The sequence below is a fragment of the Marinimicrobium koreense genome (genome assembly GCF_003762925.1).
GTDB classification, from domain to species: domain Bacteria; phylum Pseudomonadota; class Gammaproteobacteria; order Pseudomonadales; family Cellvibrionaceae; genus Marinimicrobium; species Marinimicrobium koreense.
In genome coordinates this window covers 471,013-483,534 of record NZ_RJUK01000002.1, presented here as the reverse complement: position 1 = coordinate 483,534, position 12,522 = coordinate 471,013, and the positions used below count along the sequence as shown (strand labels likewise).

Annotated in this window: 8 protein-coding genes; 4 read left to right on the top strand and 4 right to left on the bottom strand. The window is 59.5% G+C overall.

All coding sequences use genetic code 11. The features are described from left to right. Positions 1-27 precede the first annotated feature (27 nt). Positions 28-1,179: an AGE family epimerase/isomerase gene (locus tag EDC38_RS14375; protein WP_123639240.1), complete on the top strand. Its 1,152-nt coding sequence runs from the start codon at positions 28-30 to the stop codon at positions 1,177-1,179. Positions 1,180-1,209: 30 nt separating this feature from the next. Here EDC38_RS14375 and EDC38_RS14370 read toward each other — a convergent pair whose 3' ends face one another. Both EDC38_RS14370 and EDC38_RS14365 read right to left on the bottom strand, forming a co-directional pair. Beyond that, positions 1,210-2,247, bottom strand: coding sequence for a LacI family DNA-binding transcriptional regulator (locus tag EDC38_RS14370; RefSeq protein ID WP_024462072.1), 1,038 nt, complete (start codon positions 2,245-2,247; stop codon positions 1,210-1,212). Between the two features lie 86 nt (positions 2,248-2,333). Then, the gene (locus tag EDC38_RS14365; RefSeq protein WP_024462073.1) at positions 2,334-3,983 is read right to left on the bottom strand and encodes an MFS transporter; all 1,650 of its coding nucleotides are present in this window, start codon (positions 3,981-3,983) and stop codon (positions 2,334-2,336) included. A 353-nt stretch (positions 3,984-4,336) separates the two neighbouring features. Between EDC38_RS14365 and EDC38_RS14360 the strand changes: the two genes are divergently transcribed. The 3 genes from EDC38_RS14360 (at position 4,337) to EDC38_RS14350 (ending at position 8,823) form a co-directional block, all read left to right on the top strand. Beyond that, on the top strand, positions 4,337-6,211 hold the full coding sequence (locus tag EDC38_RS14360) for a sodium:solute symporter family protein (RefSeq protein ID WP_123639239.1): 1,875 nt from the start codon (positions 4,337-4,339) through the stop codon (positions 6,209-6,211). Between the two features lie 216 nt (positions 6,212-6,427). Further along, entirely contained in the window at positions 6,428-7,612 is a 1,185-nt protein-coding gene (gene mgp130, locus EDC38_RS14355) for a 4-O-beta-d-mannosyl-d-glucose phosphorylase Mgp130 (RefSeq protein WP_123639238.1), read from the top strand. After that, a complete protein-coding gene (locus EDC38_RS14350) occupies positions 7,612-8,823 on the top strand; it encodes an AGE family epimerase/isomerase (RefSeq protein ID WP_123639237.1) in 1,212 nt (403 codons plus the stop codon). The genes mgp130 and EDC38_RS14350 overlap by 1 nt, the downstream gene beginning before the upstream one ends. A gap of 59 nt (positions 8,824-8,882) precedes the next feature. On the opposite strand, the gene EDC38_RS14345 is transcribed toward EDC38_RS14350, so the two are convergent. Next, positions 8,883-10,607: a bifunctional protein-serine/threonine kinase/phosphatase gene (locus EDC38_RS14345; RefSeq protein ID WP_123639236.1), complete on the bottom strand. Its 1,725-nt coding sequence runs from the start codon at positions 10,605-10,607 to the stop codon at positions 8,883-8,885. 387 nt (positions 10,608-10,994) lie between these two features. Beyond that, a complete protein-coding gene (locus EDC38_RS14340) occupies positions 10,995-12,470 on the bottom strand; it encodes an MFS transporter (protein WP_123639235.1) in 1,476 nt (491 codons plus the stop codon). Positions 12,471-12,522 lie beyond the last annotated feature (52 nt).

The following is a 12,522-nucleotide window of genomic DNA, read 5'->3' as shown; positions in this document are numbered from 1 at the left end:
ACTGTGAATGACTGGAACACACCGGATATGACTCAAACGATCAAGGACGCGGCCGAGCGTCTCGAACGCTGGATTGCCCGCGAATCATTGCCGCTGTGGCAGCGGGTTGGCCTGAGCCCCGAGCATGGAGGCCACTGGGAGGCGTTGAACGCCGATGGCTCGATTGATCTTCCCTCCAATATCCGGGTGCGGGTCCAGGCCCGCCAGGCGTTCGCCTTTGCGTTTTCCACCGTACGCGGCTGGTGCGACGGTGAGGCCATGGCCCGCCAACTGATGCGCTTTGTGGCCGAGCGGACGGCCCATCCCCACGCCGGGGGCGGCTTTACCCACCTGATGAATCCGGACTTTCAGGTTATTGATCAGAAGCAGGATCTGTACGATCACGCGTTTTTCCTGCTCGCCTATGCCTGGTGTTATCGGGCGTTTGGCGACCGGGCCTATCTGGACGGCGCCGAAGCCCTGACGGCCCACCTGGACCGGCACTTCGCCTCGGTGCATGGTGGCTGGACGGAAGGCGACTACGACTATGCCCAGCGCCGCCAGAACCCCCATATGCACCTGTTCGAGGCCATGATGGCGCTCTATGAGGCCAGCGGCGACGGTAAATGGCTGGCTCGGGCCGGTGAGCTGTTCGCTCTGTTCCAGACCCGCTTTTTTGACCCGGAGCGGGGGGTGCTGTTCGAGTTCTTTGAAGAGGACTGGCGCCTGAAACATGCGCCCGAGCAGGCACCGGTGGAGCCGGGGCACATGTTCGAGTGGGTGTGGCTGTTGGACTGGTACCACCGCCTGAGTGGGCACCCGGTAGAGGTCTATACCGAGGCGCTGTATCGCCAGGGGCTGGCCATCGGCCGGGTGGCGTCCGGTCTGGTTCTGGATGAGGTGCTGCCGGATGGCACACCACTCAAAAACAGCAAGCGCTGCTGGGGGCTGACCGAGCTGATCAAAGGCAGCCTGGTGCGCGCCCGCGCCGGTGACCCGGAAGCGGAAGCCCGGGCGGTTCAGGCGATTGATGATCTTTTCGCTTACTACCTGACCGCAACCACGCCCGGTGCCTATGTCGATCAGCGCGGTGCCGATGATGAGGTGGTGCTGGACAAGGCGCCCGCCAGCACCCTGTATCACCTGGTGGTGCTGGCGGCGGAAGTGGCGGACTACGCCAGAGGTCGGGCCGGTGGCTAGCGCCGCACGGGCGCTTCAGGCCCCGCATTTCTAGGGAGCGGGAGTCACCTTTTTGGGAGTGTTGGGCAGCTCGGCGCCCGGTGCCGGGGCGGTGCTTTTGCGGATAATGAATTCCGTCGGTAGCACGCACTCGGTCTGGGTCAGGGGCTCGCCTTCAATGATCTTGAGCAGCATGTCCATCGCCATTTTGCCCATTTCCTCGGCGGGCTGGGACATGGTGGTCAGGCTCGGGTCGGTGTACTTGGCGTAGGCGATGTCGTCAAAGCCGGTGACCGACATATCTTCCGGCACCCGGATGCCCTGGGACTTCAACGTCTGGATGGCGCCAATGGCCATTTCGTCATTGGTGGAGAAGATGGCGGTGGGCCGGTTCTTCATGTGGCAGAACTGGAAAGCGCTGTTCAGGCCCGACCACATGGTGAAGTCGCCTTCGGCCACCAGGTCCGGATCGAACGGGATGCCGTGTTCGGCCAGGCTTTCTTTATACCCTTTCATCCGATCGATGGCGTGTGGGTTGTCTTTCAGACCCGAGATGGCGCCGATGCGTCGGTGCCCCAGAGAGATCAGGTAATCCACGATGGTTTTTGCCGCACCCCGGTTGTCGATGCGCACCGACGGGCCGGTGGTGTACTCACAGCCGCAGGCATTGACCGTGGCGATATCCGGCGGAATCACATTGTGGGTTTTTTCCGAGTGGGGGCGCAGTTGCAGGAGGCCGTCCGCCAGCCGGGTTTCCACCCGGCGGATGTACTCCAGCTCACGCTCCGGCGTGCCCCGGGTATCCCCGAGCAGGACCGCGTAGCCCTTTTGTTGGGCGCGATCCTCGATGGCGCGGATGACCAGCGAATAAAACGGGTTGGCGATGTCCGGGACCAGTACCACGATGGCGTAAGAGCGCGCCGAACGGAAGTTGCGGGCCAGCATATTGGGTCGGTAGCCGACCTTTTCGATGGCGCGGTGCACCTTGTTCATGGCCTCTTCAGAGACCTTTTCGGGCATGCTCAGGGCACGTGAAACCGTGGCGACGGAGACACCCGCCTCGCGGGCGACATCTCGAATGCTGGACATAGCGCAACTCGTTTATTGGATTGGAACGGCCGACAGGTCAGCCGTACAAGGTACCGTATTCCGCCGCTGGCGCCAATCCCTTCGCATCAGCTGTCGCTGACCCCCGCATCGCGGCGGCGCTGGCGTAATTCATATTCTATCTGATTCATGCGCTCGGCGTTTAACGGATACACCACCAGCAGCAGAATGGCCAGAAAGGCGAACAGGGCCGGAATCCAGCTCATCAGGTGCACCATGCCGGCGGTGGCTGCCTTGATGGTCTCCGGGTCGGTGCCCACGTAGCCGTAACCGGCCAGTACCACCAGCACCAGGGCCCCGGCAAAGCCGCCGCCGGTTTTCTGGATGAACGTGCCCGCCGAGTAGAACAACCCGGTGGCGCGGCGCCCGTGTTTCCATTCCGAGTAATCGGCGGTGTCGCCGAGCATGCTGAAGGTGAGCACCGGCATAAAGGCGGCGAAGAATTCCGCAGCGCCACCTAGCAAGTAGACCCAATAAATCCGCACTTCCAGACCGTCTTCCAAAAGTGGAATCCAGGAAAGGTTCAAGTTGAACACCCAGAAACCATCGGGAGGGAGGTAGAAAAGGCCACAAGTCAGTATTCCACTGACCGACAAGGAAATGATAAACAGGGTTTTCTTGCCCAGCAGGCGGCCCAGGTAGCCGGCGGTCAGCGCCGCGACAATGGATACCGCCAGCAGCACCATGAAATAGATTCCGGCCAGGGCTGCATCGCCCACGTAGTGAGTGAAGTAGTAGGCGATCACGCCGTACTTGATGCCGTTAAACAGCATGGTCAGAAAACCCAACCCCAGAACCATCAGCCAGGGCTTGTTGGTGAGCAGGTCGATCAGGTCCCGCTGAGAGGGCGTGGTGGCGCTCTCGGGCATGCGGATCAGACGCCGCACAAAGTAGCCGGTCGCCGCAAGCACCAGCAGTGAGACGATGCCGGTGATGGTCGGATCGAGCTGATAGCGTGCGTCGGGCTCTTGGGTGACAGCGTAAAAGAAGGCCGAAATCGCCATCAACGGAACAATGATCAGCGGCAGGTTGAACGCCAGATCTTTCAATTCCTTGCCGAGAGAGGCCTGGTTTACGGCGGATTCCACCCTCTCGCGGGTGGTGACAAAAGTGATGATACAGAGGGTGACCAGCAGTGCCGCGAACACATACATGGTCCGCTGATACCCTTGGGCGGAGTCGCCCTGACCGAAATATTCCACCATCATGGGGGTGAACCCCATCACCAGAATACCGCCCAGAAAGGCGCCGGCAAAGCGGTAGCCCGACAGCACGCTGCGCTCATTGTGGCTGGGGGTCATCACGCCCATCAGGGCCGAGTAGGGCACGTTGTTCACCGTATAGGCCAGGGTCAGGCCGATATAGGTGAAATAGGCCCAGGCGAGCTTCATGCCCGGGCTCAGGTCGGGGGCGGTAAAGGCCAGGACCATAAACAGGCCCAGCACCGGGGCGGACCAGAGAATCCAGGGGCGGAAGCGCCCGTGCCGGGATTGGGTGCGGTCCGCCACCATGCCCATCACGATGTCGGTCATGCCATCCGACAGGCGCACCAACAGCAGCAGCAATGCGGCGGCCGCGGCGGAAATGCCCAGAGTGTCGGTGTAGAAAATGGCAAGATACGCCAGCGCGCCGCGCCATACCAGGTTCGCGGCGGCATCGCCCATGGCGTAGCCGGACTTTTCAAGAATCGATAGCTTGTGCTGGGAAGGTTCGTTCACTGAACACCTCATTATTTATTATGGGATTGTTGTTGGACTCGGAGCCTGTGCCGATAGTGGGTTGCGCCGGCGGGCGGCCTCCCTCAGGCTCTCAGGACGCGCGATGTGGTCCCTGCGACTGTAAGCGGGAGCTAGGATAATCGCCTCCCCCGCGCTTGTACAGCCGGATGAGAGGTTGAGCGCCAGCGATCGGTGGGTAGTGGGAGGGTGGCGCTTGCAATACGTCATGGAACCGGTTACATTTGCGCATCTTTCGGCGTTCATCCGGCATTTTGTTCTGCTGTGAGCGGCTATGACAAACGGGGCGACGCAAGCGGGCGGTCGCCTCGTCAATAATAATGGGACTTTTCACTATGCAGTTTAATCTCGCCCCCCTGGATCTCGCGATCATCCTGCTGTACGGCGTTGCCACACTCGGGGTAGGGCTGTGGGTATCGCGGCGGGCCTCGGACAATATCCGCAGTTATTTTCTAGGCGGTAACAAGCTGCGCTGGTATTACCTGGGTATTTCCAACGCCTCGGGGCAGTTCGACATCAGCGGTACCATGTGGCTGGTGTCCCTGCTGTTCATCTACGGCCTGACCAGCATCTACATTCCCTGGCTCTGGCCGGTGTTCAACCAGGTGTTCCTGATGGTGTTTCTCTCGGTGTGGTTGCGCCGCTCCGGGGTGATGACCGGGGCGGAGTGGATCACCTTCCGGTTTGGCGACGGCCTGGGGGCACGCCTGTCGCATCTGAGTGTGGTGGCCTTTGCGCTGATTGGGGTGTTGAGTTTCCTGGCCTACGGTTTTATCGGTATCGGTAAATTCGCTGCTGTCTTTCTGCCCTGGCAGCTGCACCCGGATCAGTACTGGAACGAAATCTATTACGGCCTGATCATCACCGCGGTCACCACCGTGTATGTGGTCAAGGGCGGTATGTTCAGCGTGGTATTCACCGAGGTGCTGCAGTTTTTCATCATGACCATTGCCTGTGTCGCGGTGGGCATCATTGCCATGCAGCAAGTCTCCCCCGAGGTGTTGCAGGCAATCATTCCGGATGGCTGGACCAGTGTGGGCATCGGCTGGACCCTGGATATCGACTGGGGTGGGACCCTCGAGGCGGCCAACGCCCGCATCGCCGCCGATGGCTACGAGCTCTTTGGGGTGTTCTTCATGCTGATGTTGCTCAAGGGGATTCTGGTGAGCATGGCTGGCCCGGCCCCCAACTACGATATGCAGCGTATTCTCTCGGCGCAGTCGCCCATCGAGGCGGCCAAGGTGAGCTGGTTTGTGAATGTGGTGATGCTGTTTCCGCGCTATATGCTGATTACCGGCCTGACGGTGTTGGCGCTGGCGTTTTTCATGGACGACCTGCGGGCCATGGGCGGTGCGGTGGATTTTGAGCAGATACTGCCCCTGGCCATGAAGCACTACGTCCCTACCGGTCTGCTCGGGTTGTTGATTGCCGGCTTGCTGGCCGCCTTTATGTCCACTTTCGCTGCGACCACCAATGCGGCCCCGGCCTATGTCGTTAACGACATCTACAAGCGGTATATCAACGATGAGGCGGAGCCCAAGCGCTATGTGTACCTTAGCTACATCGTGTCCATCGCCTTTGTGGTGGTGGGGGTCGGTATCGGGCTGTTTATTCCCACGCTGCACGAAATCATTTCCTGGATCGTCAGTGGGCTCTACGGTGCCTATGCCGCCTCCAATGTGCTCAAGTGGTATTGGTGGCGCTTTAACGGTTACGGCTATTTCTTCGGCATGGTGGTGGGGTTGATCATTGCCCTGGCGTTGCCGGCCCTGACCGACCTGGACCCGCTGTACGCCTTCCCTTACATGTTGGCGGCCTGTCTGCTGGCCTGTGTGTTGGCGTCCCTGCTGACCGCGCCGGATGATATGGAGGTGCTCAAGCGCTTCTATGTGAAGGTGCGCCCCTGGGGCTTCTGGGGGCCGGTACGCGAGGCGGTGCAGGCCGAGCACCCGGGGGTGAAGGTCAATCCACACTTTGCCCGGGATGCGCTGAATGTTGTGGTTGGCGTGGTGTGGCAAACCGCCCTGGTGGCGATGCCGATTTTTATGGTGATCCAGCACTGGCAGGAGTTCGCGCTGGCGACCCTGGTGGTCGTGCTGACCAGTCTGTTCCTGTGGCGCAACTGGTGGTGCAAGCTGGAGGATTATCCGGACGATATGCCCGCCGATGTGGTGCAGGAGGCGGATGCCCATATCGTGTCCCGGCACTGATCTGTGGGCCATTGCGGCGACTCAACGATTTGAGTTGAGTCGTATTGACCATCAGATTGAAGGCAGACCTTGCAATCTGTTTTGTAACCGATTACATTGAGTGGCATTGTGGCGCCGAATAAACCCAGCCGGTACAGCGCTCCAGTTGCCGAATACGAGTATCGAACAACGCCGGGCGTTTTCACCTGTCCGGCCAACCGTCAGGACCCCTTGTACATGAACGATTTCAACCACGCTGTCCGCTCGCTGCTGAGCGACCATGAAACCCTGATTACCCGCAAGAACCAGCCCGCCCCGGGTGGCAATGGTATTTACCAGCGTTGGCAATCCCCGATTCTGACCGCCGCGCACACGCCGGTGTTCTGGCGCTATGACCTGAACCCGGCCAGCAATCCTCACCTGATGGAGCGCCTGGGGGTGAATGCCACCTTCAATTCCGGCGCGCTGTACTGGAAAGGCAAGTACCTTCTGGCGGTACGTGTCGAAGGGGATGATCGAAAATCCTTTTTTGCGATCGCCGAAAGTCCCAACGGGGTGGACAACTTCCGCTTCTGGGATTATCCGATCACTCTGCCGGAAACCGAGCGGCCCGATACCAATGTTTACGACATGCGCCTGACCGCCCACGAAGATGGCTATATCTACGGCCTGTTCTGTACCGAACGCAAAGACCAGAGCCGGCCCGATGATCTGTCCGCCGCCGAGGCGCAGTGCGGCATAGCGCGCACCAGGGATCTGGTGAACTGGGAGCGGCTGCCGGATCTCATCACCTATTCCGGCCAACAGCGCAACGTGGTGCTGCATCCGGAGTTTGTCGATGGCCAATATGCCTTGTACACCCGGCCGCAGGACGGCTTTATCAGTGTGGGTAAGGGGGGCGGTATCGGCTGGGGCCTGTGCGCTTCCATGGAAAACGCCGAAATCAAAGCGGAAGTGATTGTCGATGGCAAGGAGTACCACACCATCAAAGAGGTGAAAAACGGTCAAGGTCCTGCGCCCATCAAAACGGAGCACGGCTGGCTGCATCTGGCTCACGGGGTGCGCAACACCGCCGCGGGGCTTCGCTATGTGTTGTACGTTTTCATGACCGAGCTGGAGCGCCCCTGGGTGGTCACCCATCGTCCCGGCGGTCATTTCATTGCGCCTCAGGGTGATGAGCGGGTGGGGGATGTCTCCAACGTGGCGTTTGCCAATGGCTGGATCGTCAACGACAACCACGAGGTGTTCATCTATTACGCCTCATCCGATACCCGCATGCATGTGGCGACATCGACCGTCGACAAACTGGTGGATTACGCGCTCAATACGCCAGAGGATGGGTTGCGCTCTGCGGCGTCGGTGGCGACCCGAAACGCATTGATTGAGGCCAATCTCTCGCTGCTGGAAGGAATGAACAACTGATGGCGTTATACGAGCCCGCAGTGAAAAGCCCGTTGTCGGAATTGAGTCATGAGTTCCGCTCGGAATTGCTATCGATTGCCGACTGGTGGTTGGCCTATGCTCAGGACCAGGAGCGCGGTGGCTTTTACGGTGAAGTGGGAGTCGATAATGTGCCGGTGCCGGACGCCGACAAAGGTGTGGTACTGAATACGCGCATTCTGTGGTTTTTCAGCGAACTGGCCAGTGAGGTGGATGACCCCCGTTATCGCGAGGCGGCGGAGCGCGGTTACCGTTATCTTCTCGCTCACTTTCTGGATGAAGCCCACGGCGGCTTTTTCTGGACTCTGGATGCAGACGGAGCGCCCAAAGACACCAAAAAGCAGGTGTACGCTCAGGCCTTTGCGATCTACGCTCTGGTCGCCTATTACCAGTTGACCGGCGAGCCCCAGGCTTTACAGCAGGCGCAGCAGACGTTCGACCTTCTGGAGCGTCACACTGTCGATCCTGCGAAGGGCGGTTATCTGGAAGCGTTCAATCGCCAGTGGGGCGCGCTGGATGATGTGCGCTTGAGCGACAAGGACCTTAACTTCCCCAAAACCATGAACACCCATCTGCATGTGGTGGAGGCATACACCACTCTCTATCAGGTGGATGCGCGCGCTTCAGTCGCTGACGCACTGCATTACGCGATTGATTGTTTTGATCGTCATATCATCAACAAAGATAACTTCCACCTGCGCATGTTCATGGATCACGACTGGCAGGATCATTCGCCCGGTTATACCTACGGGCACGACATCGAGTGCAGCTGGTTGCTGGCAAAAGCCACCGAGTCCCTTGCCGATGCAGCGGTCAGCGAGCGCCTGAAACCGAGTGTTCTCGGCACCGCCTACGTCTGTCTGCGCGAAGCCATGGGTGAGCACGGCGAAATGTACGACGGCTTTGAGTTTGCGACTCAGGCGTTCAATCATGAAAGGGTCTGGTGGGTGCAGGCCGAGGCCATGGTGGGTTACTACAAAGCCTATACCCTGTCCGGTAACGAGGATTTCCTGGCGACAACGGAACGACTCTGGTCGTTTATCAAGCGCTATCACAGGGCTGAAAACGGCGAGTGGTTATGGCTTTCGACGCTGGATGATCAGAATCACGCGCCTTCGTACAAGCTCGGCCCCTGGAAGGGCCCGTACCACAATGGTCGGGCCATGCTGGAGATGCTGCGGTTGCTCCAATGATACCGTCTGGTGGATAGTGTCGGATTACGCTTTGCTCCGAAGCGTCGGACCGATCCGACCTACGGTTTCCAAAGGTGCCAGGCCAAGACCAGGACGATGGCCCATCCGCTGATGGCCAGCACCGGCCACACCCATTCGGGTCGCCGTTGCAATATGGGTAGCCCCGCGTCTCGCGTCCACCGCGGGTTGGGCCGCTGAAGATCCTGCCACCATTCGGAAAGAGCATCGTAGCGCTGTTGAGGCTGAAGGCTCAGGGCTTTCTCCAGCGCTTTGTCCAGCCACAACGGCACCATCGGGTTGTGATGGCGAGCGGGCTGATAGCGTAACTTCTGCAACTGGCGTTCGTTCAACGCTTTGCCATAAGCGTCGCCGTACGGCTTCTGGCCGGTGAGCATTTCGTACAACAATACGGCGAGGGAAAATTGGTCGGAACGCGGGCCGGTTTGGCCACCGTAGCGATATTCCGGGGCAGAGTAATCCATGGTTCCCAGAATCTTATCTCGGGTAAAGGGGGCCTCCAGCTCTTCCACGCTGGCGACCCAGCAGGAACCGAAATCCACGATCACTGGTCCCTTCGGTCCCATAACAATATTGTCCGGCTTGATGTCCTGATGCAGGGTCTCCTTTCGATGAAAGGAGCGTATACCCTTGATCAACTGCCCGGTAATGTCCACCGCGTCATTGATTGCCAGAGGTCCGCGTTCGGCCATCAATTGCCCGAGCGTTGGCCCGGGTATGTACTCGGTCAGATAGTACAGACACGAACGGGGCTCGGGGCCCGACATAACCTTGGCGACCTGAGGGCTTTGAATCCGAGCGCCTATCCAGGCTTCCATCACAAATCGTTCGAGGTACGCAGGGTCGTCGCTGTATAAAACCGAGGGGGTTTTCATGATCATCCTTCGCCCGGCGTCGTCCTGCACCTGGTAGACCTGGCTTCGGTTGGACTCGTGCAGTGGTTTTTCCACCCGCAACCCATCCAGGGTCTGCCCTGTATCGAGTAATGGCGGAAAAGGCAGTCGCGCCAGTACGTCCATGGCGTCATCCTGATTGGCGTGTCCCAGTTGCCGGACCGCGGCTACCTGTATGCTCAGATTGTCATCACTGCCATTGTCGAGCGCAGCTTTACTGGCTTTCTCCACCAGTTGCTGCGGGTGATCGCAGTGGGTTTTGATCAGCACGCGCAGGCGGTCTTCGGGCAGGTGATCGTGGATGCCATCGCTGGTCAGAATGAATACATCGCCAACGTGTACTTCCAGGGTGTGAAAATCCACCTCGACGCCAACGTCGGCGCCGAGTGCCCGGCTCAGGTAGGTTTCTTCGCGGCTGAGTGATTGGCAGTGGTCCCGGGTGAGTTGTTCGAGTTGGCCGCTGCGCCAGAGGTAAATGCGGGTGTCGCCGACGTGAAAGAGGTAGGCGTTGTTGCCTTTGAGGATGAGGGCGCTGAAGGTGGTAAGCAGCCCTTCACCGCGCACGCTGTTGCGACTTAGGCCCCAGAGGCTACGATTGAGCGATTGCAGTACTCGCTGACCGGATTGCCGTGTGCTCCAGGTGTCGGGGGTGGCGTAGTAGTCGGTCAAGAATCCGGTTATGGCGGTCTGGCTGGCTTCGCGCGCGGCGGCGCTGGAGCTGACGCCATCGGCGATGGCAATGGCGATGCCTTTGTGGGTAAGCGCCGCGCCATCGGGCAAGCGCGCCCCAATGGTATCCTGATTTTCGCCTTTGCGTCCGCCATCACTGTACTGGGCAAAGTCGATGGTTATTTTCGATTTTATATGGTCCATAAATTCTAGGGTGGTAGCTGGAAAGTACGGACGCTCGTGGGGTATACCGTTTGTAGACCCGCCGTAAACCCATCCATGGGGGCTTCTCGTCGGCTCCCTGCCTCCGAGAGTCTACAAACGGTATACCCCACGAGCGCCCTCCGTGCCATCTATTTGGCTTTTTTAGATTGGATCATCGGTGCTTATTCGCTGGCACTGAGGGTCGGGACAGGGTGAGGCCTTTGGAGACTCTCGGAGACGGTGGCTTTTCGAGTAGGTCGGATTAGCGCAGCGTAATCCGACAATTTACCCCCGGAGTCATTCTGTCGGATTACGCTGCGCTAATCCGACCTACGCCAATCACCCCGCTCCGACCCGGACTTCCTACAACCTAATAAGCCCAAAACATCAAGTCAGCTCAATCTTCTGCAAAGTACCATCGGCCATCATCTCGCTCATATGGCCTTTGGGTTCGGCCAGCATCTGGACGAGGAAAAAGGTCGCTACAGCCGAGGCGCCGATCACCAGAAAGAACGTGCTCGCATCCATAAAGCTATAGGCCGTCAGATAAGTGACCGCACCCACGTTTCCGTATGCGCCGGCCATGCCCGCGATCTGGCCGGTCATGCGACGCTTCACCAACGGCACCATGGCAAACACCGCGCCTTCGCCCGCCTGGACAAAGAAAGAACAGCACATCACCGCCATTACCGCCAGCCACACCGGCCAGCCGCCGCCGACCTGGGAGAGGACGAAGTAACCCACCGCCAAGCCGCCGATGAAGATGGACATGCTGCGTCGACGACCGAAGTTGTCGCTGATCCAGCCACCGCCCGGGCGGGCCACCAGGTTCATAAAGGCGAAGGCGCCACCAAGCATGCCCGCTTCGGCCAGGCTCAGTTGCGTGAAGGTTTCCAGAAAGAAGGCCGGCAGCATGGAGACCACCGCCAGCTCGGAGCCGAAGGTGACGAAGTAGGCCCAGCTCAATACCGCGACCTGCTTGAACTCGTACTTGTCGTGCTCCGGTACGCCGTGTTTGAGCATGTCTTTGTTCACCCGATAGATCTGGCTGAACTGGAATATGAACAGGCACAGGAGGACCAGGTACATCAGGTAGACCGAGCTCTGGGTGAGCAGGCTGATGTTGGACGGGCCCAGGCGCCAGGCCAGTACGGCGAGGATGGCGTACATGGGGACGTTCATCGCGATGTAAAACCAGAAGTCACGCTTGCTGGAGACTTCCAGGCCGCCGGATTTTTTTGGTTTGAAATAGGTGGAGCCTTTGGGGGTGTTGCGCGCGCGCCAGTAGAAAATGCCACCGTAGACAATGGCAATAAGGCCGGTGCAGGCAATGGCTGCGCGCCAGCCACCGAGGCTGCCGAATACCACTACGGCCAGGGTGGGCAGGGTAAAGGCCGCGGCGGCGGAGCCGAAGTTGCCCCAGCCGCCATAGATACCTTCCGCCAGGCCAACCTGCCGGGCTGGAAACCACTCGCCCACCATGCGGATACCGATTACGAAACCGGCACCGACAAAGCCGAGCAGAAAACGGGTCAGCGCCAATTGCTCGAAGGTCTGTGAGGCGGCAAAGGCCAGGCACAGCAGCCCGGAGCAGGCGAGCAGCCCGGAGAACACGTTTCGTGGGCCGAACTTGTCCACCAGAATCCCGATCACGATGCGGGCCGGGATGGTCAGGGCGACGTTGAGAATCAGCAGCGCTTTCCACTGGGCACCGCTCATGTCGAGGGTTTCAGTGATCAGGGGCTTCAGAGGGGCGTGACTGAACCACACCACAAACGACAGAAAGAAGGCAAACCAGGTCAGGTGCAGGACCCGGATGGAGGGCTGGGAAAAATCCAGCGGGTTCAGTTTGTTCAGGCTCATAAGACATCAATCCAGAGTATGGGGCCGGGTTGTCAGGGGCATGCCCGAGGGG

Excerpts from the sequence above, each read along its gene's own strand:
- EDC38_RS14375 (WP_123639240.1), top strand. The coding sequence starts at position 28 with ATGACTCAAACGATCAAGGACGCGGCCGAGCGTCTCGAACGCTGGATT.
- EDC38_RS14370 (WP_024462072.1), bottom strand. The coding sequence starts at position 2,247 with ATGTCCAGCATTCGAGATGTCGCCCGCGAGGCGGGTGTCTCCGTCGCC.
- EDC38_RS14360 (WP_123639239.1), top strand. The coding sequence starts at position 4,337 with ATGCAGTTTAATCTCGCCCCCCTGGATCTCGCGATCATCCTGCTGTAC.
- mgp130 (WP_123639238.1), top strand. The coding sequence starts at position 6,428 with ATGAACGATTTCAACCACGCTGTCCGCTCGCTGCTGAGCGACCATGAA.
- EDC38_RS14350 (WP_123639237.1), top strand. The coding sequence starts at position 7,612 with ATGGCGTTATACGAGCCCGCAGTGAAAAGCCCGTTGTCGGAATTGAGT.
- EDC38_RS14345 (WP_123639236.1), bottom strand. The coding sequence starts at position 10,607 with ATGGACCATATAAAATCGAAAATAACCATCGACTTTGCCCAGTACAGT.
- EDC38_RS14340 (WP_123639235.1), bottom strand. The coding sequence starts at position 12,470 with ATGAGCCTGAACAAACTGAACCCGCTGGATTTTTCCCAGCCCTCCATC.